Annotated in this window: 22 protein-coding genes; 11 read left to right on the forward strand and 11 right to left on the reverse strand. The window is 66.1% G+C overall.

Annotation, left to right across the window (positions count from 1 at the left end; genetic code table 11):
• Positions 1-2: 2 nt before the first annotated feature.
• The 4 genes from hydA to CupriaWKF_RS00350 form a co-directional block, all read right to left on the reverse strand.
• Positions 3-1,424, reverse strand: coding sequence for a dihydropyrimidinase (hydA, locus tag CupriaWKF_RS00335; RefSeq protein ID WP_276099079.1), 1,422 nt, complete (start codon positions 1,422-1,424; stop codon positions 3-5).
• Positions 1,425-1,456: 32 nt separating this feature from the next.
• Positions 1,457-2,185 carry an aspartate/glutamate racemase family protein gene (locus CupriaWKF_RS00340; protein WP_276099080.1) on the reverse strand — a complete coding sequence of 243 codons (729 nt, stop codon included), beginning with the start codon at positions 2,183-2,185 and terminating at the stop codon, positions 1,457-1,459.
• Between the two features lie 65 nt (positions 2,186-2,250).
• Positions 2,251-3,447 (reverse strand): serine hydrolase, encoded by a 1,197-nt coding sequence (locus tag CupriaWKF_RS00345; RefSeq protein ID WP_276099081.1) that lies wholly within the window; start codon positions 3,445-3,447, stop codon positions 2,251-2,253.
• Between the two features lie 87 nt (positions 3,448-3,534).
• Positions 3,535-4,833 (reverse strand): MFS transporter, encoded by a 1,299-nt coding sequence (locus tag CupriaWKF_RS00350; protein WP_276099082.1) that lies wholly within the window; start codon positions 4,831-4,833, stop codon positions 3,535-3,537.
• A 180-nt stretch (positions 4,834-5,013) separates the two neighbouring features.
• Between CupriaWKF_RS00350 and CupriaWKF_RS00355 the strand changes: the two genes are divergently transcribed.
• The 3 genes from CupriaWKF_RS00355 to CupriaWKF_RS00365 all read left to right on the forward strand — a co-directional run bounded on the left by CupriaWKF_RS00355 (position 5,014) and on the right by CupriaWKF_RS00365 (position 8,091).
• Positions 5,014-5,751, forward strand: a complete 738-nt coding sequence (locus CupriaWKF_RS00355; RefSeq protein WP_276099083.1) for a GntR family transcriptional regulator — start codon at positions 5,014-5,016, stop codon at positions 5,749-5,751.
• Entirely contained in the window at positions 5,748-6,590 is an 843-nt protein-coding gene (locus tag CupriaWKF_RS00360; protein ID WP_276099084.1) for a fumarylacetoacetate hydrolase family protein, read from the forward strand. The genes CupriaWKF_RS00355 and CupriaWKF_RS00360 overlap by 4 nt, the downstream gene beginning before the upstream one ends.
• A gap of 277 nt (positions 6,591-6,867) precedes the next feature.
• A complete protein-coding gene (locus CupriaWKF_RS00365; protein WP_276099085.1) occupies positions 6,868-8,091 on the forward strand; it encodes a M20 aminoacylase family protein in 1,224 nt (407 codons plus the stop codon).
• Between the two features lie 32 nt (positions 8,092-8,123).
• Here CupriaWKF_RS00365 and CupriaWKF_RS00370 read toward each other — a convergent pair whose 3' ends face one another.
• Positions 8,124-8,951: a helix-turn-helix transcriptional regulator gene (locus CupriaWKF_RS00370; RefSeq protein ID WP_276099086.1), complete on the reverse strand. Its 828-nt coding sequence runs from the start codon at positions 8,949-8,951 to the stop codon at positions 8,124-8,126.
• Positions 8,952-9,077: 126 nt separating this feature from the next.
• Here CupriaWKF_RS00370 and CupriaWKF_RS00375 point away from each other — a divergent pair, with 126 nt between their 5' ends.
• From CupriaWKF_RS00375 to CupriaWKF_RS00385, 3 genes are all read left to right on the forward strand, one after another.
• Positions 9,078-10,310 (forward strand): MFS transporter, encoded by a 1,233-nt coding sequence (locus CupriaWKF_RS00375; protein WP_276099087.1) that lies wholly within the window; start codon positions 9,078-9,080, stop codon positions 10,308-10,310.
• 112 nt (positions 10,311-10,422) lie between these two features.
• Positions 10,423-10,941 (forward strand): hypothetical protein, encoded by a 519-nt coding sequence (locus tag CupriaWKF_RS00380; RefSeq protein ID WP_276099088.1) that lies wholly within the window; start codon positions 10,423-10,425, stop codon positions 10,939-10,941.
• A gap of 22 nt (positions 10,942-10,963) precedes the next feature.
• Positions 10,964-12,337, forward strand: coding sequence for a GAF domain-containing protein (locus CupriaWKF_RS00385; RefSeq protein ID WP_276099089.1), 1,374 nt, complete (start codon positions 10,964-10,966; stop codon positions 12,335-12,337).
• On the opposite strand, the gene CupriaWKF_RS00390 is transcribed toward CupriaWKF_RS00385, so the two are convergent.
• Positions 12,338-13,093 (reverse strand): hemerythrin domain-containing protein, encoded by a 756-nt coding sequence (locus CupriaWKF_RS00390; RefSeq protein WP_276099090.1) that lies wholly within the window; start codon positions 13,091-13,093, stop codon positions 12,338-12,340. It abuts the gene before it with no gap.
• A 360-nt stretch (positions 13,094-13,453) separates the two neighbouring features.
• On the opposite strand from CupriaWKF_RS00390, the gene CupriaWKF_RS00395 reads away from it, so the two are divergent.
• Together CupriaWKF_RS00395 and CupriaWKF_RS00400 are read left to right on the forward strand one after the other, a co-directional pair.
• Positions 13,454-13,738 carry a hypothetical protein gene (locus CupriaWKF_RS00395; protein WP_276100867.1) on the forward strand — a complete coding sequence of 95 codons (285 nt, stop codon included), beginning with the start codon at positions 13,454-13,456 and terminating at the stop codon, positions 13,736-13,738.
• 86 nt (positions 13,739-13,824) lie between these two features.
• The gene (locus CupriaWKF_RS00400; protein WP_276099091.1) at positions 13,825-14,811 is read left to right on the forward strand and encodes a tripartite tricarboxylate transporter substrate binding protein; all 987 of its coding nucleotides are present in this window, start codon (positions 13,825-13,827) and stop codon (positions 14,809-14,811) included.
• Here CupriaWKF_RS00400 and CupriaWKF_RS00405 read toward each other — a convergent pair.
• The gene (locus tag CupriaWKF_RS00405) at positions 14,798-15,499 is read right to left on the reverse strand and encodes a response regulator transcription factor (protein WP_276099092.1); all 702 of its coding nucleotides are present in this window, start codon (positions 15,497-15,499) and stop codon (positions 14,798-14,800) included. The genes CupriaWKF_RS00400 and CupriaWKF_RS00405 overlap by 14 nt on opposite strands.
• 191 nt (positions 15,500-15,690) lie before the next feature.
• Between CupriaWKF_RS00405 and CupriaWKF_RS00410 the strand changes: the two genes are divergently transcribed.
• The gene (locus CupriaWKF_RS00410; protein ID WP_276099093.1) at positions 15,691-16,398 is read left to right on the forward strand and encodes a response regulator transcription factor; all 708 of its coding nucleotides are present in this window, start codon (positions 15,691-15,693) and stop codon (positions 16,396-16,398) included.
• Between the two features lie 106 nt (positions 16,399-16,504).
• On the opposite strand, the gene CupriaWKF_RS00415 is transcribed toward CupriaWKF_RS00410, so the two are convergent.
• The 4 genes from CupriaWKF_RS00415 to minC all read right to left on the reverse strand — a co-directional run bounded on the left by CupriaWKF_RS00415 (position 16,505) and on the right by minC (position 19,877).
• The gene (locus tag CupriaWKF_RS00415) at positions 16,505-17,620 is read right to left on the reverse strand and encodes a porin (protein ID WP_276099094.1); all 1,116 of its coding nucleotides are present in this window, start codon (positions 17,618-17,620) and stop codon (positions 16,505-16,507) included.
• A 294-nt stretch (positions 17,621-17,914) separates the two neighbouring features.
• Entirely contained in the window at positions 17,915-18,169 is a 255-nt protein-coding gene (gene minE / locus CupriaWKF_RS00420; RefSeq protein ID WP_006164360.1) for a cell division topological specificity factor MinE, read from the reverse strand.
• A 24-nt stretch (positions 18,170-18,193) separates the two neighbouring features.
• Positions 18,194-19,009: a septum site-determining protein MinD gene (gene minD / locus CupriaWKF_RS00425; RefSeq protein WP_276099095.1), complete on the reverse strand. Its 816-nt coding sequence runs from the start codon at positions 19,007-19,009 to the stop codon at positions 18,194-18,196.
• A 67-nt stretch (positions 19,010-19,076) separates the two neighbouring features.
• Complete coding sequence (minC, locus tag CupriaWKF_RS00430; protein WP_276099096.1) at positions 19,077-19,877, reverse strand: septum site-determining protein MinC; 801 nt, start codon at positions 19,875-19,877, stop codon at positions 19,077-19,079.
• A gap of 198 nt (positions 19,878-20,075) precedes the next feature.
• Here minC and CupriaWKF_RS00435 point away from each other — a divergent pair, with 198 nt between their 5' ends.
• Complete coding sequence (locus CupriaWKF_RS00435) at positions 20,076-21,047, forward strand: magnesium and cobalt transport protein CorA (RefSeq protein WP_276099097.1); 972 nt, start codon at positions 20,076-20,078, stop codon at positions 21,045-21,047.
• Positions 21,048-21,197: 150 nt separating this feature from the next.
• Positions 21,198-21,947 carry a tetratricopeptide repeat protein gene (locus CupriaWKF_RS00440; RefSeq protein WP_276099098.1) on the forward strand — a complete coding sequence of 250 codons (750 nt, stop codon included), beginning with the start codon at positions 21,198-21,200 and terminating at the stop codon, positions 21,945-21,947.
• Positions 21,948-21,995 lie beyond the last annotated feature (48 nt).

The raw sequence follows: 21,995 nt of genomic DNA on the forward strand, positions 1-21,995 counted from the left end.
GTTCAGACCTCGGGTTGCCCCGCTTCGAGGAACCTGCCGCGTCCGGCCGCGGGCTCCAGATACTCGCCATTGCGCACGAGCATGTCGCCGCGCGAGAAGGCGGTCACGGGCCAGCCCGTCACTTCGATGCCTTCGTACGGCGTGTAGTCGACCGCGTGATGCAGCGCACTGTTGGTGATGCGCACCTTGCGTGCGGGATCCCACAGCACGATGTCGGCATCGGCGCCGACCGCGATGGTGCCCTTGCGCGGATACAGGCCATAGATCTTGGCCGGGCGGTACGAGGTCAGCTCGACGAACTGGTGCAGCGACAGCTTGCCGCGCGCCACGCCGTCGAACAACAGCGGCAGGCGGGTTTCGATGCCCGGCACGCCATTGGGAATGTGGTCGAAAGAATGCTCGGTGCTGCCGCCGAGCTTCTTGCCCTGCGGATCGTCGTAGTTGAACGGTGCATGGTCCGACGAGAACACGCTGAACACGCCGTTGACCAGCGCGCGCCACACGGCGGCCTGGTTCTCGGGGTCGCGCGGCGGCGGGCTGCAGACGCACTTGGCGCCTTCGTAGCCGTCATCGCCGGGCAGGCCCATGTCCTCGGCGGTGAGGTACAGGTACTGCGGGCAGGTCTCGGCGAGGATCTTCAGCCCCCGGCCCTGTGCCCAGCGGATCTGCTCGATCGCTTCCTTGCCCGAGACATGCACGATCAGGATCGGCACATCGACGAGTTCCGCGAACGTGATGGCGCGGTGCGTGGCCTCGCGCTCGACCGGCGCGGGACGCGCGAGCCCGTGGAAGCGCGGGGCGATGCGCCCTTCGCCGGTCAGCTTGTCGGTGAGCCACGAGATGCAGTCCGAATTCTCCGCGTGGACCATCACGAGCGCCTTGTGTTCGCGCGCGACGTCGAGCACCTCCAGCATTTCGCGGTCCGACAGCTTGAGGTCGTCATAGGTCATGTAGACCTTGAACGAGGTGTAGCCCTTGCGGATCAGCGCCGGCAGTTCGTCCTGCAGCACCGCGGGCGTCGGGTCGGCCACGATCAGGTGGAACGCGTAGTCGATCACGGCGCGGCCTTCGGCACGGCTGTGGTAATCGGCGACCGCGGCCTTGAGCGAAGCGCCCTTTTCCTGCGCGGCGAACGGGATCACCGTGGTGGTGCCGCCGCAGACGGCCGCGCGCGTGCCGGTGAAGAAGTCGTCGGCCATGCGCATGCCGTCGGGCATGGGCTGGTCCAGGTGGCAGTGGCCATCGACGCCGCCGGGCAGCGCGAGCAGTCCGGTGGCATCGATTTCGCGATTGCCTTGCGGCAGGCCCTGGCCGAGCGCGACGATGCGGCCGTCGCGCACGCCGATATCGCACTGGAAGCGGTCGGAAGCGGTGACCACGTCGGCATTGCGGATCACCAGGTCGAGGTTGTTGTCTGCGGGCATGGTCATCACTCCGGTTCGTTGATGTCGCTGCCTTACTGGACTTCGCGGAACAGCCGGCCCCAGCCGGTCAGCGCGCGCGTGTCGACGCCGGCCAGGCGCAGCGACTTCCACACCACGGTGGAGATGGTGTCGTACACGGGAATGCCGGTCTCGGCTTCCAGCGCTTCCACCAGGTGCGCCGCGCGCAGGTTGGTGCAGAACGTGGTGATGGCCTGCGGCGCATCCTTGGCGAGTTCGCGCACCATGGTGCGGATGATGTCCTCTTCGACCTCGGCGAAGCTGTAGTTCACGTGCAGGTCAAGGTGGCGCTCGGCCGAACAGTCGAAGCCGCTGCGCTGGTAGTTGGCGACGATGCGCTGCTGCACGTCATCGAGATACGGCGTGGCCAGGCCGAAGCGGCGCGCACCGGTCTTCTCCAGGATCTCGTTGAGCGCCAGCACCGAGGTGGTGGCGGGGATGCCCGTGGCTTCGGTGATCTGCTTGCACAGCGCCTCGTCCTTGTCGAAGCCGAGCCAGCCCGACGACGTGCCGTTCCACGCGATCACGTCGACGCGCGCGTCGGCGAGCAGGCGCGCGGCGGCCAGGATCTTCTCCAGGTCGAACTGGCCCAGCGCCTGGTCGCGCAGCGAGATCTCGGTGACGGTGAAGCGCGAGAAATGCGCGCTCACATTGGGCAGGCCGCTGACCATCGCGCTGGTGATCGGTTCGAGCGCGGTGTTGGAGGACGGCGTCAGCATGCCGAGGCGGATTTGCTTGGTCATTGCAATGGTTCTCAGGAGTGGTGCGGGCGCCGTCATGCGCGGCGCTCCGTTGTTTGTTTTTGGGCTTACTGTTCGGGCTTGTCGTTGAAGGCGAGGGCGGTGCCGGGCACGCGCTGGCTGGTGCGTGCCAGCTCGAGCTCCTTGCGCAGCGCCGCCTGTCGCGCGGCGTCCGGGTGCACGGCCTTGCCTGCCTGCAGCGCGGGCAGCACGTAGTCGTTCACCATGCGCCGGTACAGGTCGAGGTAGGCCGCGTCGCGCAGGCCGCCTTGCGTGGACATGATGCTGTTCATTACGATGACCGCGTTCTGCTTCGGCAGCACGGTGATGAACTGGCCCTTGTAGCCCATGGCGCTGAATTCGCGCTCGCTCTTCACGATGTTATTGACCCAGCAGTAGAAGCCATAGTCCGGCGCCGGTCCGGACGGCGTGGTCATGCGTGCGACCCATGATGCCGGCACGACCTGCTCGCCGTTCCAGCGGCCCTGGTTCAGCATCAGCATGCCGAGCCGCGCCATATCGATGGAGCGCAGGCGCAGGCCCCAGCCGCCCGAGACCGCGCCCTTGCCATCGGCGCCGTCCCAGCGGTAGTGCTGCATGCCGAGCGGCTTGAACAGGCGTTGCTCGGCATATTGCTGCTCGGGCAGTCCGGTGACCTGGCTGATGGTGGCGCCGACCAGCACGGGATTGACGTCGATGTAATCGAACTCGGTGCCAGGCGCGACGCGCACGCTGGCGGAGGCCGCGACCTTGAGCCGGTCGGGCACGCCGTAGTAGAGCGTGTCGGTGCCTTCCACGAGCTTGTACGACAGCCCGCTCGACATCGACATCAGGTGACGCAACTGGATCGCCTGCTTGTTGGCAAGCGCCGGCGCAAGGTCGGGGCGCGCGGCGGCAAGGCGTGCGGCCGGCGCGTCCTCGGCGTTGAGCTTGCCGTCTCCGACCAGCGTGCCTACCAGCAGGGCGCTGATGAACTTGGTGACGGAATACAGCTCATGGTTGTAGTCGCGCGAGAGGCCGTCGCCGTAGCGCTCGAACACGAGCTTGCCGTCCTTGATGACGAGCAGGCTGCGCACGTCGAGCTTGTCGCGGCGGATCCATTCGGACAAAGCCACGAGCTTGGCCGAGTCGACGCCGACAGCTTCGGGTTGCGCGCTCGGAATGCCGTCGGCGCTTGCACGGGCGGGTGCCGCCGGGGCGGCGTGTGCCTGCAGGGCGCCGACGGCAAGCACGGCGGCGGCCAGCATGCGGGGGATGCGAGTCATGATGTGTCTCCTCCATCGCGCGCCGTCCGTTGGACGGACGCCTGCGCGACGGGTGCGGATATGGCTTTTTTTGGGGACCGGTGCCGGTCAGACCGGAAGCTTGGTTTCGTAGTCGATCGAGGTGGAAGCCAGCAGCAGACCCACGCCGGCGGCCGCGAAGAACATCAGCGCCAGGAAGTAGGAGCCCGTGGCCTGCACGATCAGGCCGACGATGATCGGCACGCTGATGCCGGCGATATTGCCGCCCAGGTTCATCAGACCGCCGAGGAAGCCGATCTTGTTGCGGGTGCCCAGCATCGACGGCACGGACCAGAACAGGCCGCACCAGCGCAGGAAGAACATGGTGGAGGAGAGCAGCGCCACCACGGCTACCGCGTTGGCGACATAAGCCACCGAGAAGATCGATACGGTGGCGACCACGGCCGCGATGCCGAACAGCGTGCGCATGACCACGTTGGGGCGGCCGCCGGCTTCCTTCCACTTGTCGGCGATCCAGCCGCCGACGAGTTCACCGACGAAGCCGCTCATGAAGATGAGGAAGCTCGCGCCGCCCATCGTCTTCAGGTCAAAGCCGCGCGCCTTGCTCAGGTAGGTCGGCATCCAGGTCAGCAGGCCATAGAACACGGCGTTGAAGCACATCCAGCTGATGGCCATGCACCACACCGAGCGGTACTTGAAGAAATCGAGCGAACGACCGGACAGGTTGGTCGGCTCGGTGCTGTGCTCGCGTGCGTGGGCTTCCTCGATGTGGCGCGCTTCGAGTTCATTGACGCCGCTGTGTTCGCGCGGGGAATTGCGGATGTACCACCAGGCCACGAAGCCGGCCAGCACGGTGCCGACGCCGGCGACGACGAACGACATGCGCCACGAGCCGAGTTCGCTGATCAGCCCGGCGATGATGAGCGAACCGAGCGCCGCTCCCAGCGGTGCGCCGCCGTCAAGCAGCGTGGCACCGCGGCCGCGTTCGTTCTGCGTCATCCAGATGGCGTTGAGCTTGCCGCCGGCCGGGTAGATCGGCGCCTCCGAGGCGCCCAGCCCGAGCCGTGTGAGCAGCAGCGAGGTGGCGTTGGTGCAGACCGCCGCAATCGCCTGGAAGAAGCCCCAGCACACGGTGGCGCAGGCGATCACAATGCGCGGCTTGTACTTGTCGGCCAGCATGCCGCCCGGGATCTGCATGAATGCGTAGGTCCAGAAGAACGAACTGAGGATCAGCCCCTGCATGGCGGGACTGAGGTCGAACTCCTTGGCGATCAGCGGCATGGCCACCGACAGCGACGCGCGGTCGATGTAGTTGATCGCGACGAGCATCAGCATCATCAGGAAAATCTTCCAGCGCACGCTGCTGCGCGTGGCCGTGAGGGTGCCGGCTTGGCTTGTCGTTTGCATGACGAGGTGTCTCCTTACTCCTTGGGTCCTTCGATTGAGGCGCTTGTAGTGGGTGTCGCGCAACTGGTTCGGAGTATAGGATACGTAATCTGTAATTACAACTCTCGTAAGTCATTGATTTTGCGAGATTGCGGTAGCACAATTCTGGGTGTGATAGCCTTCGTTTGGTGCAAATTCCCCATGCTGGTGACGTCCGTGACACAAACGCTTCCGAAAACCGCCCGTCTGCGCACGCTGGGCATGTCCGCCGAAATCGCCGCGCGGCTGCGCACGATGATCGAAGAGGGCGAATTGCCACCCGGCGAGCGAATCGACGAGCGGGCCTTCTGCGAGGCGTTCGATGTCTCGAAGACGCCGCTGCGCGAGGCCCTCAAGGTGCTGGTGGCCGAAGGGCTGGTGCTGCACCGGCAGTACATCGGCTACCGCGTCGCGCCGCTGGACCTGGACGAACTGCGCGCCACCTTCGAGACGCTGCACGGCCTGGAGGCGACCGCCGGCGAACTGGCCGCACAGCGCCTGAATGAAGCGGCGCAGGCGAAGCTGGAGCGCCGTCACGTGGCCATGATCGAAGCGCATGCGGCGGGGCGGCGTACCGACTATTTCCGCATCAACCAGGAAATCCACCAGCTCATCATCGACGGGGCCGCCAACCCAGTGCTGGCCGCCGTCTATGCCGCGCTGATGAGCAAGGTGCACCGCGCGCGCGGCGCCGCCAATGCGGATACGCTGCGCTGGCAGGAGTCGCATGAGGAACATGAGGAGATCATGGCGGCCCTGCGCGAGCCCGGTCGTCCGCGCCTGGCGCAGGTACTGCGCCGGCATTCCGAGAACACCGCCAATGAAGTGCTGACGGTGGTCGCGCGCTCGCTCGCAGGGGCGGCCGACCGTCAGGCCCATCCATCCAAGGGAAGACAATGAAACTGGTAAGAACTGGCCAGCCCGGCGCCGAGCGCCCGGGCCTGATCGACGCGCAGGGCAAGGTGCGCGACCTGTCCGGCGTGGTGGCGGACATTTCCGCATCGCAGCTGTCGCCGGAGGCGCTCGCGCGCCTGGCGCAGGTGGACGCCGGCACGCTGCCGGTGGTGGAGGGTGCGCGCTTCGGCGTGCCCTGGACCGGTATCGGCAAGATCATCGCGATCGGCCTGAACTATGCGGACCACGCGGCCGAGGCCGGCATGCCGATTCCCGCCGAGCCGATCGTCTTCCTGAAGGCCAACAGCTCGCTCAATGGTCCGGACGATGACGTGATGCTGCCGTACAGGTCGCAGAAGTCCGACTGGGAGGTGGAGCTGGGCGTCGTGATCGGCACCACGGCGCGCAATGTCTCGCGCGAGGACGCGCTGAGCCATGTGGCGGGCTATTGCGTGGTCAACGATGTCTCCGAGCGCGAGTTCCAGATCGAACGCGGCGGCACCTGGGACAAGGGCAAGGGCTGCGATACCTTCTGCCCGGTCGGCCCGTGGCTGGTGACGCGCGACGAAGTGCCGGATCCGCAGGCGCTCGGCCTGTGGCTGGAGGTCAATGGCGAACGCGTGCAGAAGGGCAGCACCGCGACCATGGTCTTTGACGTGGCCACGCTGGTCAGCTACGTCAGCCGCTTCATGACGCTGCAACCCGGCGACCTGATCGCCACGGGCACGCCGCCGGGCGTAGGCATGGGCTTCAAGCCGCCGCGCTTCCTGAAGGCGGGCGACACCATGCGTCTGGGCATCGAGGGCCTGGGCGTGCAGGCGCAGAAGGTGGTGCCTTACGCCTGAGTGATCCGCCCGGGCGGCACAGCGCACGACATGCGTCGCGCAGGGCGGGCGTGCAAGGCGCCCGCCAGGTTCCCCGTCGAAACGCTTTCATACAAAGCGTTGGGTTCCCATACAAAGCGTGCCATGAGAGCAACAGTTCCGGTGTCGAAAACGGCCGGGTTACATCGATTTACATCAAATCCCGCCTTTGACGTTTCCGTTGCGATTTCTGCGTGAAATACTGATTGTAAGGACGGCGTCCTGACCGTCCCGCAGTCTCTGCCAGAAGAGCAATGCCATGTCCGAGCACGCCCCCGAGATCGAGACCTACCTCGGTACCACGCTGAAGCGCCGTTTCTGCGCGCTGGCCGACACCCTGGACAGCCGCGCCGAACTGGAAGCCATACGGCGCAACATCCACCAGAACCCTGAACTAGCCTTCGATGAAGTCCGGACCTCCGGGCTGGTCGCCAGCCTGCTGGAAAGCTGGGGCTACGCGGTCACGCGCGGCGTGGGCGGCACCGGCCTGGTCGGCACGCTGAAGGCGGGCACCGGTGGGCGCAGCATCGGCATCCGCGCCGACATGGACGCATTGCCCATCCACGAGCGCACCGGCCTGCCATACGCGAGTGCGCACGAGGGGCGCATGCACGCATGCGGGCATGACGGCCACACCGCCATTCTGCTTGGTGCCGCGAAGCAGCTCGCGCGTACGTGCAACTTCAATGGCACTGTCCAACTGATCTTCCAGCCGGCCGAGGAAATCGGCGCCGGCGGCGGGGCCGAGCGCATGCTGGCCGACGGCCTGTTCGAACGCTTCCCGTGCGACGCCATCTTCGGCCTGCATAACCATCCCGGCGTGGAGCAGGGCCACTTCCTGTTCCGCGCGGGCCCGTTCATGGCGGCCTGCGACACCGTCACCATCACCATCCGCGGCAAGGGCGGCCATGCCGCGCGCCCGCACCAGTCGGTCGATCCGATCCTGGTGGCCGGCAGCCTGGTGCTGGCGCTGCAGTCGGTGGTGTCGCGCTATGTCGACCCGAACGAAACCGCCGTGGTCACCATCGGCACGCTGCACGCGGGCCATGCTCCCAATGTGATCCCGGACAGCGCGCGCATGGAAATCAGCGTGCGCTCGTTCAGCCCGGAAGTGCGGGCGTCGCTGGAGACCCGCATCCGCCAGCTTGCGATCTCGCACGCCGAGGGCTACGGCGCGGTGGCCGAGGTGAACTATGTGCATGGCTACCCGGTGCTGATCAACAGCGAACGGGAAACCGATTTCGCGCGGCAGATCGCCGAGGAACTGGTCGGCGCCGACAAGGTGGTGACGCAGGCGGCGCGCATTACCGGCAGCGAGGACTTCGCCTACTTCCTGCAGCAGCGGCCCGGATGCTTCGTGCGGCTGGGCAATGGCGCCAACCAGCCATTGCTGCACAACCCGGGTTACGACTTCAATGACGAGAACCTGACGGTTGGCGCGGCGTACTGGACCAGGCTGGTGGAGCGCTATCTGGCCCGGTAGGCCGGTGGCCCGGTACACATCGATCAGCGGCTTCAGCGAAAAAACGCACTCGGCGGCACCCCGAACTGCCGCTTGAACATCGTCGCAAACGCGCTCGGACTCTCGTAGCCGAGATCGAGCGCCACATCCACCACCTTGCTGCCTGCGGCCAGTTTCTCCAGCGCCGCCAGCAACCGCGCCTGCTGCCGCCACTGTCCGAACGTCATCCCGGTTTCCCGCGCGAAGCGGCGCTGGATGGTCTTGGGATCGACGCCAAGCCGTGCGCCCCAATCGGCCAGCGTCAGGGGGATATCTGGCGCGGCGACGATGGCGTCGCAGATCTGCCGCAGTCCCGCATCGACGGGATGCGGCAGGTGCAAGGGCAGCGTCGGCACCAGGACCACCTCATCGAGCAGCAAGCGCGCCAGCCGGCCGTCGCGCGAATCGGCGGAGTAGGGCAGCGGCATGTCGATCGCGGCCAGGATCAGTTCGCGCAGCAGCGGCGAGATGCCCAGCACCGTGCAGCGCTGGGGCAGGTCCGGCGCCGCGTCGGGCCGGATATAGGCGGTGCGCATCTGCACCGGTCCCACCATGCGGATCCAGTGCAGCGTGCCGCCGGGCATCCACATGCCGCGCGTGGGCGGCACGATCCACTGGCCCTCGTCGGTCGATACGACCATCACACCGCGGACGGCGTGGATCAGCTGGGCATGCGGATGCTGGTGCCGGGCCGTGACGTCGCCGGAATGGTAGTCGGCCGCCATGGCCGTGACCGGCATTGGGCCCCGATCAAAGTGCACATAGCGCGGCGGGTGGGTGTGCGTGTCTCCCAGGGCCTGGGTTTGCGCCGGTGCGGGCTTCCACACACGTGAGGCAGGCATGTCCTTTTCTCCAGAGTTGCGGACCCATTCTCGCAGGACAGGCGATTTAGGGCCAGATAGCATCGCATTTCTACTGTCCCGACGAGCGCCCCCAGCGGTTCGTCATCCGTCCTGTCGAGACCGCCAATGAGCACAACCATCGACTCCAACGCTGCAGCGTCCGGCGTTCACTTTGAGCAAGCCGCCGAGCGCACCGGCTTCCGCGTCCTGTCCGCGATCAGTTTCGCGCACTTCCTCAACGACATGATCCAGTCGTTGATCCTGGCGATCTATCCGATGCTCAAGAGCGGCTTCAACCTGAACTTCGTGCAGATCGGCCTGCTGACCATGACTTACCAGGTCACGGCATCGCTGCTGCAGCCGGTGGTGGGCCTGTACACCGACAAGCATCCCAAGCCTCACTCGCTGGCCATCGGCATGGGCTTTACGCTGGCCGGGCTGCTGCTGCTGTCGGTCGCGCCGACCTATGGCGTGCTGCTGGTGGCAGCGGCGCTGGTCGGCACCGGGTCGTCGATCTTCCATCCGGAGTCGTCGCGCGTGGCGCGCATGGCGTCGGGTGGCCAGCACGGGCTGGCGCAGTCGATCTTCCAGGTCGGCGGCAATGGCGGCAGCGCCATGGGGCCGCTGCTGGCGGCGGGCATTGTCCACAAGCAGGCCAGCGTGGCGTGGTTCTCGCTGGCGGCGCTGCTGGCCATCGGGGTGCTGTGGAAAATCGGCGGCTGGTACGCGCAGCAGCTCGCGCACCGCGCGCGCAAGGGCAAGGCGGCCGGCGCCACGGCCAGCCCGGTGCCGACGCGCGTGGTGGTGCGGGCCATGCTGGTGCTGCTGGTGCTGGTGTTCTCCAAGTATTTCTATATGGCGAGCCTCACCACCTACTACACCTTCTACCTGATGGAGAAGTTCGGCCTGGCGCGCCAGACCGCGCAGGTCTACCTGTTCGTGTTCCTGTTCGCGGTGGCGGCGGGCACCATCCTGGGCGGGCCGATCGGCGACCGCATCGGGCGCAAACGGGTGATCTGGGCCTCGATCCTTGGCGTGGCGCCGTTCACGCTGGTGCTGCCGCACGCGGGCCTGTTCTGGACCGGCGTGCTGACCTTCATCATCGGCTTCATCCTGGCGTCGGCCTTCTCCGCGATCCTGGTGTTCGCGCAGGAGCTGATTCCCGGCAAGGTGGGCATGGTGTCGGGCCTGTTCTTTGGCCTGGCCTTCGGCATGGGTGGCATCGGCGCCGCGGTGCTGGGCGGACTGGCCGACACGCACGGCATCCAGACTGTCTACCGGCTGTGCGCGTTCCTGCCGCTGCTGGGTCTGCTGGCGGTGTTCCTGCCCGACCTGGGCGGCAAGCGCAAGACCGCCTGACGCGCGCCGGCGCACCAAGCGCCATCGCGCCCCACCCGGACGGGGCTTTTTCACTGGGGCCGGTGTCTTCTACACTGGCATGACCATGCCTGCACGCCGGTCATCCCCACCCATGCCAGTGCCAGCCGCGCCATCCTCGGCGCTGGCGGCGCTGCGCGCGGATGGCCACGCCGCAGTGCTTGAACGCCGTGTATCGGTGATCGCGGCGACGCGCGACGCCGCCATGGTGCCGCACCTGATGCGCGCGGTCGGCTTCCGCATCGATGACGACGATGCCATCGTGACCGTATTCCTGTGCCGCCAGCAGTCGCGGCAGGTGCTGGCCGATATCGCGGCCAACCGGTCGATCGCCGTGGTGTTCAGTGAACCGACCACGCACCGCACGCTGCAGCTCAAGGGCTTCGACGCGCGCGAAACGCCTCTGCAGCCTGGCGATTGCGCGCGCGTGGCCGCCTACCGCCTGGCGCTTGGCGAGGAGATCAGCCTGATCGGACTGGAAGCGGCGCTTGCCAACGCCTTCCTGGCGTGCCCGGACGATGACCTCGTCGCCGTCAGCTTCACCCCCGCCCAGGCATTCCAGCAGACGCCCGGTGCCCAGGCCGGGCAGGCACTCAGCCCGGCAACAACGTGACACCGAAGCCGCGCGCGCAACCATGACGGCCCCGTTGAACGCCGCCGATATCCGCGATTGCCTGGAAGGCGTGATTCCCGCCGTGATGGCCACCTGCGCGGCGGACGGCACGCCCAACGTCGCGTATCTCTCGCACGTGCAGTACGTCGATCCCGAGCATGTCGCGCTGTCGTTCCAGTTCTTCAACAAGACGCGCGAGAACGTGCTGGGCAATCCCGTGGGTACGGTGCTGATGATTGATCCGGACACGGCGGCCATGTACCGCCTGACCGTGCATTACCTGCGCACCGAGACCGCCGGCCCGCTGTTCGAGCACATGAGGGCCAGGCTCGCCGGCATTGCTTCGCATTCGGGCATGGAGAATGTCTTCAGGCTGCAGGGCGCGGACGTGTACCGGGTCTCGGCCATCGAAGCCGTGCCGGGCGGCGGGCGCCTGGCTGTGCCGTCGGGCCAGGCTCGCCGGCAACGGCTCGGCGCACTGCGCTGCATGACGGAAAGGCTGGCGGCCTGCACCGAGACCGGCCAGCTCTTTGACGTGGCGATGGGCGGCCTGGCGGCAGACTTCGGCGTCGACCATGCCATGCTGCTCATGCACGACGCACTTGCCGGACGTCTCTACACCGTCGCCAGCCACGGCTACGCAGTGTCTGGCGTCGGTTCCGAGATCGCGCTGGGGGAGGGCGTCATCGGCGTGGCCGCGCGCGAGCGTACGCCGATCCGCATCATGCACATGACTTCCGACCGCAGCTACAGCCGCGCCATGCGCGACAGCGTGATCGACACGGGTTTGTCGGCGCGGCTCGAAACCGAGATCCCGCTGCCGGGGCTGCGCGCGCCGGGCAGCCAGCTCGCCGTGCCGGTTTGTGCCGGTCACACGCTGCTGGGCGTGCTGTTCGTCGAAAGCGAGCGGGAACAGCGCTTTACCTATGAGGACGAGGACGCCCTGGTGATCCTTGCCGCGCAGCTCGGCCACGCCATGCGCGGGCTGCAGGCCAGCGCCGACGCCGCGGCCGACGAATCCGCCGTGGCCGCGATGCCCGGCGATGTGCCGCCGCCCGCGCCGCAGCCGGTGCTGGTGCGCTACTTCGAGGCCGACGGCAGCGTCTTCCTCGACGATGACTACCTCATCAAGGGCGTGGCCGGCGCCATCTTCCGGCGCCTGGTCTGCGACTACCTCCACGCCGGGCGCGAAGCCTTCACCAATCGCGAACTGCGGCTCGATCCCGCGCTTGGCCTGCCGGACATCAGCGACAACCTCGAGGCGCGGCTGGTGCTGCTGGCGCGCCGGCTGGTGGAGCGCGACGCCAGCGTGCGCATCGAGCGCACCGGCCGCGGCCGCTTCGCCTTGCGCGTGGCGCGGCCGCTGCGGATCGAGCACGTTGAGCGCGGCGGCTGATCAGCCCGCCGCCCAGATGGCCTGCGTCGACCCGGACGGCAGACCGAGCGCGCGCGTGAGCTTCATCCAGTCCGGCATCGGCAGCAGCGTGCGGCAGACCTCGAGCAGGCCGGTGAAGGCCTCCGCCGGCGCGTTCTCGCGGATGCCGGCGAGCATCAGCGCGCGCTCGGCGGGCGTGACGTTGGGCAGCATCCAGCGGGCGATCACGCCGACCGTCTCCTGCGGCAGCGAGGCCACGATGCGGTTCTCCACATCGAGCAGCTCGGCATCGGTATGGCTGGCCCACAGCACGGCGTTATGCCGGGTCTCCTCGAAATGCATGTGTTCGTAGTTCTCGGCAACGAACAGCGAGAGCTGGCGGTACAGCTCGCGGATGGCGTCGGGGCGTGCCGCCGGCATGGTGGCGGCCACGCGGTCGGTCAGCGCCAGCAGCGCCCGGATCTCGGCCATATGGGTCACATGCTCGTGGGCGATGCGCGCCGTGGAACCCGGCACGCGCGCTTCCATGGCGGCGTGCACGTAGTCGTCTTCCTTATGTAGGTGCTGCTCGCAAGCCGACAGCAGATCGCGTACCTGACTCAGCGTGCCGCGCAGCTCGGCCTCGTCGTCGGTGTCGGTGCGGCCGACGCGCAACAGCGTGTCGGCCATAAAGGCGCGCAGCGCCTTGTGGATGCGCCCATAGATATCGAAGCGCGGCGCTGCTTGTGCATGTTGGTGTGATTGCGTGAAGCCGTGGGTGTTGCCTGTGACTGCCATGATGAACCTGTCTCCTTCAGGGGCACCATCGGTGCCCGGGCGGCCTGCGATTGGCAAGTCCGGCGCCAGTGGCGATCCGGATCGCGGCGCCATCAGGCCGGTGCTGGCCGCCGCATGCAAGGCAGTCTAGGAAGCGGCACGAGCGCGGGTTCGTAAAAGTTCGCTCAGGAAATCTTAACTGTTCCTTAAAGCGCGAATATGAGCGAATGGGCGCGAATGGCATCAGGGACCGCGCGTGCCGCGTGTGTGCATGCGCGCGAATTGGATTGGCTGCGATATATGTAGTGAATACGACGCACGACGGCGCGAATTGCCGCTGCATGCTGCGAGGCGCGCAGCAAGCGCGTGTTTTGCGGCATCATGGCGGGCATGACGTCCGCCGTACCTTCGCTTCCCGCTTCCCCTTCCACCGCTGTTCCCGCCTGTGAGCGCTGCCTGGCGCTGGCGGCGGATCCGCGGCGCCGCGAGCCGCCGTCCTGCCTGGCGCTGCGCAGTACCGCGCCGCTGGTCAGCCAGAGCGTGGCTGGCGTTCCGTACAGCATGCTGACCTTCTGTTGCCGCGACTGCGGCACGGTCTGGCGCCTGTATGACCGCGCCAACGAGCTCTTTGTCTCATGGGTGCCGGAACACCCGCTGGTGCGCTAAGGCGGCAAGCCGCGCCAGTCGATCGGCTAAGATACGCGACGCGGCTACGTGCCACGCCCCGCGCCCTTCTATCTCCCGCACCTGTCATGGCTTTTCATTCCCGCTTGCCCGTACTGGCCGCGCTTGGCGCTGCCGGCCTGATGGCCACAGCGTTGCCCGCTGCAGCCGCCGACAACTACCCGAGCCGCCCGATCCGCATGATCGTCGCCTATCCCACCGGCGGGATCAGCGATACCGTGGCGCGCGCGCTAGGCGAGCGGCTCTCGGCCCAGATGGGCACCTCCGTGGTGGTCGAGAACAAGGCCGGTGCCGGCGGCAGCATCGGCATCGATGCGGTGGCCAAGGCCGCGCCGGACGGTTACACGCTCGGCTTTGCCTCGACCAGCCCGCTCACGCTGAACCCGCATGTGGGCCATGTCAACTACGACCCGCAGCGCGATGTGGCGCCCGTCATGAGCGTGATGTACTCGCCGGTGCTGATCGTCGCCACGCCGAGCTTTGCCGGCAAGACGTTCCAGGACCTCGTCGCACTAGCCAGGGCCAAGCCGGGCTCGGTGCGCTGGGCCACTTCGGGCCTCGGCACGGTTGGCCATGTCGTGCTCGAGCAGGTGAAGGCGAAGTCGAAGGCCGAGCTGACGCTGATCCCATACAAGGGCGCAGGCCAGCAGATGAACGACGCGCTCGGCGGCCAGTTCGAGGTGATGAGCACCAATGCCAGTCCCGCTTTGACGCAGCACATGGAGGCTGGCCGGTTGCGCCCGCTCGCCGTGGGCGCACCGAAGCGCATCGAGAGCCTGGCCGGCGTGCCGACGCTCGCGGAACTCGGTTACCCGCAGGCGAACCTGACCTCGACCTTTGGCATTTTTGCCCCGGGCAAGACGCCGGCGGCGATCGTCAACAAACTCAACGCCGAACTCAACAAGGCGCTGGCCGAGCCCGGGGTGCGCGAGCGCCTGCTCAAGGGCGGTGAAGTGCCGACCGGCGGCACGGCCGCGCAGTTCGCCAAGGCCATCCATGACGAATCCGTGGAGAACGCCCGCATCGTCAAGGAAGCCGGCATCAAGGCCGACTGACGCTCTCCACCGGGTCCAGCCGGTTCCCGAGGCCGTAGACGGCGGACAGCCGTACGCCGTTGTGCGGCCATAGCGCGAGCTTGGTACGGACCCGGGACAGATGGCTGTCGACCGTGCGCGAAGCCGCATCGACGTGATAGCGCCAGACCTCGTTGACCATGGTCTGGCGCAGCACCAGCGAGCCGAGGTTGCGGAACAGCAGCACGGCCAGGTCGAATTCCTTTGGCGCCAGCGCCACCGGCCGGCCGTGGACCCATGCGCGGCGGTCGGCCGTGGCGAAGCGGAAGGCGCCGTGGCTGAGATCGCAGGCGTGCGCACCGGCCGGACATGCGCGGCGCAGCAGCGCCATCACCCGCGCGGCAAGTTCCGCCATGCCGACGGGTTTGCGCAGATAGGCGTCGGCACCTTCGCCAAGGCAGGCGGCGATATGCAATTCGTCGTCGCTGTCCCCGAGCAGCATCACCGGCAACTCGTGCCCGAGCGTGCGGCGCACCCATGACAGCACGTCCAGCGCCGAAATGCCCGGCGCATCGCCGTCCAGCAATAGCATCTCGAAGGTGCCGGCGCGCAGTGCCTGGATCAGGGACCTGCCGTGGATGTAGCGCGAGCACTGGTGCCCGTTGAGGCGAAGGGTCTGGTCGATGCTGACGGCCCGGGTCGGGTCGGCCTCCAAAACGGCAATTCTCACGTCGAGTCTCCTGGCGCTTCTGAATGCAGGAAGCCGGCGCAAAGGCCGGCATGGCAGTGCCCATGGTAGGGACCCGCGTTGCGGCACGGAGTAAACGATTGTTGAAATCCAGTTTTGAGGCACCTCCTATTCTGATGTCCCGGTTCCCGGTTTCTAATTTCCTCACGCGCAAACGCTGAGGAAGACAGACTATGGGAAAGACGATTGCCTCGCTGGAAGCCGATCCGGTCCATGCGGCACTGGTCCGCAGGATCGTCAATGAAGCCGGCTATGAATGCGTGAGCTTCAGCCAGAGCCGGCGCCTGCTGCTGGCCTTGCATGACACCGCGTTCGACTTGCTACTGCTCGACTGGCAGATGCCAGGCATGTCCGGCCGCGAGGTGCTGAGCTGGGTGCGGGGCAATCTCGACCGGCGCATCCCCGTCATCTTCCTTTCCGCTCACAGTGCCGAGGCCGATATCGTCAGCGCACTGGTCGCCGGCGCAGACGATTACATGGCCAAGCCCGTCCGTGCCGCCGAGTTGGCGGCGCGCATCGGCGCCGTGCTGCGCCGCACCTGTCCCGGGGACTTTGCGCGCAACGCGCCATTGCGCCTGGCCGGCTATGTATTCGACTGCTCGGCGCGGCAGGCGACGTTCCATGGGCATCCGGTCTGCCTGACACCAAAGGAGTTCGACCTGGCGGTACTGCTGTTCCGCAACGAGGGCCGCATCGTCACACGCGACCACATCATTGCCACGGTCTGGGGCCGCGAGATCTCGCCGCTGTCACGCACCATCGACACGCATGTGTCGCGTGTGCGCAGCAAGCTGGGACTGCATGCCGAGAATGGACTCCGGCTGACGCCCGTCTATACGCATGGGTACCGGCTGGAGCTGGCGGAGAGCGAAGCTGCGTGAGCTAGTGCCTTGCTGCGCCACCTGCCAAGCATGGTAAACGGCCCGACAATAAAAAAAGGCACCCGAAGGTGCCTTTCTGCCAAACAGTCAACTGATCGGGAAACGATCAGAAAATGTGGCGGATACCAGCGGCCACGCCGAACTGGTTGTTGGAGCTCGGCAGTTCGGTGATCGACTGACCCGAAACGTGGTTGTAGTCGGCAGCGCCGTAGACTTGCGTGCGCTTCGACAGCGAGTACTCGGCGATCAGCGCGCCAGTGTAACGCTTGCCGCTGGCGGTCGTGCCGTTCACGTTCTGAGCCCAGTCATAGTAGAACGCGCCCGTCACAGCCAGGGCCGGGCTGGCTTGCCAGGTCGTGCCAGCGTAGGCGATGTTGTCCTTGCGCGGGTTGTTGGCTGCGCCGGCGATAATTGCCGTAGCCGCCGGGGAGCTGATGCTCTGGTTCAGGTTGATGTCAGCTGCGCCGGTGCGGTCCTTGCCACCCTGGTAGCCCAGGAACAGCTTGAATGCCTGGACCGTGTACTTGCCGCCAACGCCCCAGAACTGCTGCTTGTTGCCAACCTGGTCGCGCGATTCCTGGAACACGCCGCCGAAGCCGAACGGGCCGTACTCATACGCGGCGTGAACGCCCCAGTACGGAACCGACGAGCCATTGGAAGTCGGGGCGCCCGAAGCCTTGGTGAAGCTGCCCGGGGTTTCGCCGAAGGCGTAGCTGGCGCCGACGTCCAGGCCACCGAACTTGCCGCTGTAGTTGACGACATTGTTGTTGCGCAGGCGGGCCAGGGTGCCGTACATCCAGGAGTTCTGGAAGTAGTTACCGACGGTCAGAGGATCGTAGTCGCCGAAGAACGCAAATGCTTCGGAGTTCTGGCGGCCCAGCTTGATCGCACCGAAGTTGCCGCTCAGGCCGACATAGGCTTGACGATTGAACAGCTGGCCGGTCGAGGCGCCGTTCATCTTGCCGGTGTCGAGGCTGTAACCGTTTTCCAGTTGGAAGATCGCCTTCAGGCCGTTGCCGAGGTCTTCGGCGCCCTTCAGGCCCCAGCGGCTCTGGGTGATGGCGCCGTCCGTCAGTTCGGTCAGGCCGTGACCCGCAGCGTCGGCGTGGTTGGTATAGCGCAGGCTGACGTCGGCGATGCCGTACAGCGTGACGGAGGTTTGTGCAAAAGCGGAACCTGCCAGCAGGCTGCCGGCGGCGAGGACGATGGCCGATTTCTTCATGGTGCTCCTTTTCTGTTCTGTTCTGGTCTCCGCCGGATCACGGCGGGGCACGGGGTCTACGTTTCCTGTAAACGCCGCGAAAATTTAACAAAACGTCAGAGCGAAGGACACAAATACGCGTGGGAGGCCGGATTCGAGCAGGATTTTGGTGCAAATCCGTTGTCTGGCCGCTACACAATACCGTGTTGGTGCGTTGCACCAGCATCGGACACTAGTTGGTCGTGTGGGGAGGGAGGAAGCGACACCGGCGCCCCCTTGCTGCAAGGGGGCGCCGGTGGGGGCAGGACTGGCGAATCAGCCCTGGGGGATCTCGATCTTGACTTCGAGCACTTCCAGGTTGTCCTGGCGCTCGAGGCTCACGCGCAGGTCCTGGTCACTGATCTTGACGTACTTCGAGATCACGGCGACCAGCTCGCGCTGCAGGGCCGGCAGGTAGTCGGCCGGGGCCGAATGGCCCGTGCGTTCATGGGCCAGGATGATCTGCAGCCGCTCCTTGGCGACCGAGGCCGATTTCTTCTTTTCCCCCAGCAGGAAGGACAGGATCGACATGGGGATGAGTCCTCCGTACTTGTTTTACTTGTTGCCGAAGATGCGCGACAGCAGGCCAGGCTTCTGGTAGTCCGTGAAGCGCATCGGCTTGTCCTTGCCCAGGAAGCGGTCCACCACGTCGCCGTAGGCGTCCGCCACGTCGCTACCTTCCAGGTGGATGGCGGGCGTGCCCTGGTTGGACGCGTGCAGCACGGCCTCGGATTCGGGAACCACGCCGATCAGCTTGATGCGCAGGATTTCCTGGATGTCGGTCAGCGACAGCATCTCGCCGCCGTGCACGCGCTTGGGGTTGTAGCGCGTGATCAGCAGGTGTTCCTTGATCGGCTCGCCGCCTTCGCTGGCGCGCTTGGTCTTGGAGGCCAGGATGCCCAGGATGCGGTCCGAGTCACGCACCGAGGACACTTCCGGGTTGGTCACGATCAGCGCCTCGTCGGCGAAATACATGGCCATCAGCGCGCCCGACTCGATGCCCGCCGGCGAGTCGCAGACGATGTACTCGAAGTTCATGTCGACGAGGCCCTTGATGACCTTCTCGACGCCGTCCTTGGTCAGCGCGTCCTTGTCGCGCGTCTGCGAGGCCGGCAGGATGAACAGGTTCTCGCACTTCTTGTCCTTGATCAGGGCCTGGTTCAGGTTGGCTTCGCCCTGCACCACGTTGATCAGGTCATACACCACGCGGCGCTCGCAACCCATGATCAGGTCGAGGTTGCGCAGGCCGACGTCGAAGTCGATCACGGCCGTCTTGTGGCCGCGCAGGGCCAGGCCCGCGGCAAAGCTGGCGCTGGTGGTGGTCTTGCCGACGCCTCCCTTGCCGGAGGTCACAACGATGATTTTTGCCATGGCTCTTTGGTCCGTAATTAGGTTGAAGCTTGCGCTGCAGTAATTCAGGTGGTGACTGGTCGCCGGATCATTTGAACCGGATGGCTTCCAGAATCAGTTTTTCATCGGCCAGGCGAACCTGGGCGGTCTTGCCGAGCACGTCGGCCGGCAGCGTCTGCTCGGCCGTGCGATAGATGCCGGCAATGGAAATCAGTTCGGGTTCCATGCACGTGCTGAAGATGCGCGCGCTGGTGTTGCCCTTCACGCCCGCCAGCGCGCGGCCGCGCAGCGGGGCATAGACATGGATGTTGCCTTCGGCGATCACCTCGGCGCCGTAGCTGACCACGTCCATGATGACCACGTCGCCCTGCGCGTAGACCTGCTGGCCCGAGCGCAGCGGCTTGTCGATCAGGATGGTCTGGGTCTGCTGGATGGCGGCCTTGACGGCGGCTTCGGTGGCGGACTGGGCAGCGGTGCGGGCCGCTTCCTCGCGCGCGGCCTGTTCGGCGGCGGCTTTTGCCAGGGCGCGTTCGGCAGCCTCGACGGCTTCTGCCGATTCCCGCAGGCCGCGGCGGCTCTGGCTGTCAAGCAACGGCAGGCCGAAGCGCTGCGCCCACTCGTGCTGGCCAGGGCGCGCGACCACGCCGATCGCACGGGCCTTGAGCGTCGCCAGCGTGCCGATCACCGTGTCGAGAGAGATCTCATCGTCACTTTCAAGCGCGCGCAGGTCCAGCGCAATCACGTCATTGGAGAAGAAATCGGGGGTGGCTTCGAACCGGGAGAGCAGGTCGTCTCGCAGTGCAGCCATGTCGGCGGTCTGGAGGGCGAGAAGGAGGGCGTCTACATTGCCACTGCGCAGCTCGAAGCGTGGCGATTTCTTCTGTGACATAGCCGGGTGACCGTGGAAATGCCACATTCTAACTGCGTCTTCGGTGCGAACTGTAACAAATAGGCCGACTTTATCCCCAGGTGCCGCACGCAATCCATTGGACGCGCAGAAGTGGTGCCGGCGGCAGCGCGATCAGGCCGTCCAGACGCTCGTCACGTCACCTTGTTACGATTGCGCCATCTGCAGAGGGGAGCCGTCATGGGTGCGATCGTCAATTGTGTGGCTTACCGGGCAGGCAAGCGGCTCGGCACCGTTGGCATTGAAGAGATTCCGCAGGCGCTCAGCGTGCCAGGCACCTTTGTCTGGCTGGGCCTGCACGAACCGGACCTGTCTCTGCTGCGCCAGGTGCAGCAGTCATTCGGATTGCACGACCTGGCGGTGGAAGATGCGCTTGACGCACACCAGCGGCCCAAGCTGGAGGCCTATGGCGACTCGGTGTTTGTGGTGCTGAACACTGCCCAGCTCGTTGGGGACGAGGTCGTGGTAGGCGAAACCCACTTGTTTGTCGGCCCCAACTATGTGGTCTCGGTGCGACATGGCGCCAGCAGCACTTACGCGCCGGTGCGCGAGCGCTGCGAGCATGACCCGCAGGGTCTGGCCAATGGCCCGGGCTATGTGCTGTATGCATTGATGGATTTCGTGGTCGACCACTACCTGCCGATCGTAACGCGGCTCGAGGACACTTTCGCTGAACTGGAGCAGGGCATCTTCCGCGACGAATTCGACCGCGCGGCGATCGAGCGCCTCTATCAGATCAAGCGGCAAGTGCTGCGCCTGCGCAATGCGGTGAATCCGGTCGAGGATATCTGCAGCCAGCTCATCCGCCTGCACGAAGAGCTTGTGCCGAAGGAACTGCGCGCCTATTTCCGCGATATCGAGGACCACGCGAGCCGTCTGGTGCGCACGCTCGACGTCGTGCGCGAAATGCTGACCACCGCCGTCCAGGTCAACCTGGCCCTGGTCACGGTCAGGCAGAACGAGGTGGTCAAGCGTCTCGCCGGCTGGGGCGCCATCCTGGCGATCCCGACGGTGGTGTTCAGCCTCTACGGCATGAATTTCTCGTTCATGCCAGAGCTCAAGTTCCACTACGCGTACCCGGTTGTGATCGGCGTAACAGTCGTCGCGTGCGGCGGACTATGGCGGCGTTTGCATCGCGCCGGATGGATCTGAGGGGGCTTATTAGTTGTATGGATTTCCTTCTGTGATTTTTTTGGTTGTTGATTATTCGCTTGAATAATTGCGCCATCGTCATTGGCTTCCGGGCCGCATCGCCGCCTCCTACACTGGATTCAAGAAGGCCCAGCGCATCCGGAGTCCGCCATGCCACTAGCCCGCCCCTCGCTCTGGCCCGCCGCAACAGCCGGCCCGGCCCCTCGTCGTGCGCTGGCCATTGCCCTCTTGGCAATCGTGCTGGCTATCTGCCCCAGCGTCCTGGTCCAGGCCACGCCCGCGCCTGCCCAGCCGGCCCAGGCGCAGACCCGCGAAGCGCTCGCCGCCTATGAGGCCGGGGCGTTCGATACCGCGCTCCGTGGCTTTGCCGCCGCGGCGCGGGGGGGCAACCGGCTAGCCCAGTTCAACTACGCCATGATGCTGCTGCGCGGCGAGGGTACGGCGCCCAAGCCGCAGGAGGCACTGGTCTGGTTGCGCAAGGCTGCCGACAACCAGATGACACACGCGCAGTTCACGCTTGGTGACCTGTACGAGCGCGGCGAGCTGGTGCCACGTTCGCTGGAAGAGGCCAATCGCTGGTATGAGCGCGCCGCGCAGGGCGGCCATGTGCAGGCGCAGATGGCGCTGGCCACCAACTACTTCACCGGCCGCGGCATGTCCCGCGACTATGCCAAGGCGTTCGAGTGGTACAGCCGCGCCGCCAGCGCGGGAGACGGCGGGGCCCAGTACATTGTCGGCAGCTACTACGAGCGCGGCGAACCCGGCGTGGTGGGCAAGGACATCGAACAGGCCAAGATCTGGTATGCACGCTCGGCGGCCCATGGCGATCCGGGCGCGCTGGCCAAGCTGCGCTCGCTGCTGGAGGAGTCCGTGCGCGCGAAGGCCGGCGGCTCGATGTGAGCGGCCGGAGAGGGAACAAGTCTTGCTTGAGGCAGGGCGACACCAATC

The organism is Cupriavidus sp. WKF15, assembly GCF_029278605.1.
Taxonomy (GTDB): domain Bacteria; phylum Pseudomonadota; class Gammaproteobacteria; order Burkholderiales; family Burkholderiaceae; genus Cupriavidus.

What these genes read in the sequence shown, in the direction of transcription:
- CupriaWKF_RS00400 (WP_276099091.1), top strand. Translation starts at nt 13,825, where the DNA reads ATGGCTTTTCATTCCCGCTTGCCCGTACTGGCCGCGCTTGGCGCTGCC.
- CupriaWKF_RS00340 (WP_276099080.1), bottom strand. Translation starts at nt 2,185, where the DNA reads ATGACCAAGCAAATCCGCCTCGGCATGCTGACGCCGTCCTCCAACACC.
- CupriaWKF_RS00395 (WP_276100867.1), top strand. Translation starts at nt 13,454, where the DNA reads ATGGCGGGCATGACGTCCGCCGTACCTTCGCTTCCCGCTTCCCCTTCC.
- CupriaWKF_RS00435 (WP_276099097.1), top strand. Translation starts at nt 20,076, where the DNA reads ATGGGTGCGATCGTCAATTGTGTGGCTTACCGGGCAGGCAAGCGGCTC.
- CupriaWKF_RS00355 (WP_276099083.1), top strand. Translation starts at nt 5,014, where the DNA reads ATGCTGGTGACGTCCGTGACACAAACGCTTCCGAAAACCGCCCGTCTG.
- minE (WP_006164360.1), bottom strand. Translation starts at nt 18,169, where the DNA reads ATGTCGATCCTGTCCTTCCTGCTGGGGGAAAAGAAGAAATCGGCCTCG.
- CupriaWKF_RS00375 (WP_276099087.1), top strand. Translation starts at nt 9,078, where the DNA reads ATGAGCACAACCATCGACTCCAACGCTGCAGCGTCCGGCGTTCACTTT.
- CupriaWKF_RS00365 (WP_276099085.1), top strand. Translation starts at nt 6,868, where the DNA reads ATGTCCGAGCACGCCCCCGAGATCGAGACCTACCTCGGTACCACGCTG.
- minD (WP_276099095.1), bottom strand. Translation starts at nt 19,009, where the DNA reads ATGGCAAAAATCATCGTTGTGACCTCCGGCAAGGGAGGCGTCGGCAAG.
- CupriaWKF_RS00370 (WP_276099086.1), bottom strand. Translation starts at nt 8,951, where the DNA reads ATGCCTGCCTCACGTGTGTGGAAGCCCGCACCGGCGCAAACCCAGGCC.
- CupriaWKF_RS00360 (WP_276099084.1), top strand. Translation starts at nt 5,748, where the DNA reads ATGAAACTGGTAAGAACTGGCCAGCCCGGCGCCGAGCGCCCGGGCCTG.
- CupriaWKF_RS00350 (WP_276099082.1), bottom strand. Translation starts at nt 4,833, where the DNA reads ATGCAAACGACAAGCCAAGCCGGCACCCTCACGGCCACGCGCAGCAGC.
- hydA (WP_276099079.1), bottom strand. Translation starts at nt 1,424, where the DNA reads ATGCCCGCAGACAACAACCTCGACCTGGTGATCCGCAATGCCGACGTG.
- CupriaWKF_RS00440 (WP_276099098.1), top strand. Translation starts at nt 21,198, where the DNA reads ATGCCACTAGCCCGCCCCTCGCTCTGGCCCGCCGCAACAGCCGGCCCG.
- CupriaWKF_RS00345 (WP_276099081.1), bottom strand. Translation starts at nt 3,447, where the DNA reads ATGACTCGCATCCCCCGCATGCTGGCCGCCGCCGTGCTTGCCGTCGGC.
- CupriaWKF_RS00385 (WP_276099089.1), top strand. Translation starts at nt 10,964, where the DNA reads ATGACGGCCCCGTTGAACGCCGCCGATATCCGCGATTGCCTGGAAGGC.
- CupriaWKF_RS00390 (WP_276099090.1), bottom strand. Translation starts at nt 13,093, where the DNA reads ATGGCAGTCACAGGCAACACCCACGGCTTCACGCAATCACACCAACAT.
- minC (WP_276099096.1), bottom strand. Translation starts at nt 19,877, where the DNA reads ATGTCACAGAAGAAATCGCCACGCTTCGAGCTGCGCAGTGGCAATGTA.
- CupriaWKF_RS00415 (WP_276099094.1), bottom strand. Translation starts at nt 17,620, where the DNA reads ATGAAGAAATCGGCCATCGTCCTCGCCGCCGGCAGCCTGCTGGCAGGT.
- CupriaWKF_RS00410 (WP_276099093.1), top strand. Translation starts at nt 15,691, where the DNA reads ATGGGAAAGACGATTGCCTCGCTGGAAGCCGATCCGGTCCATGCGGCA.
- CupriaWKF_RS00380 (WP_276099088.1), top strand. Translation starts at nt 10,423, where the DNA reads ATGCCAGTGCCAGCCGCGCCATCCTCGGCGCTGGCGGCGCTGCGCGCG.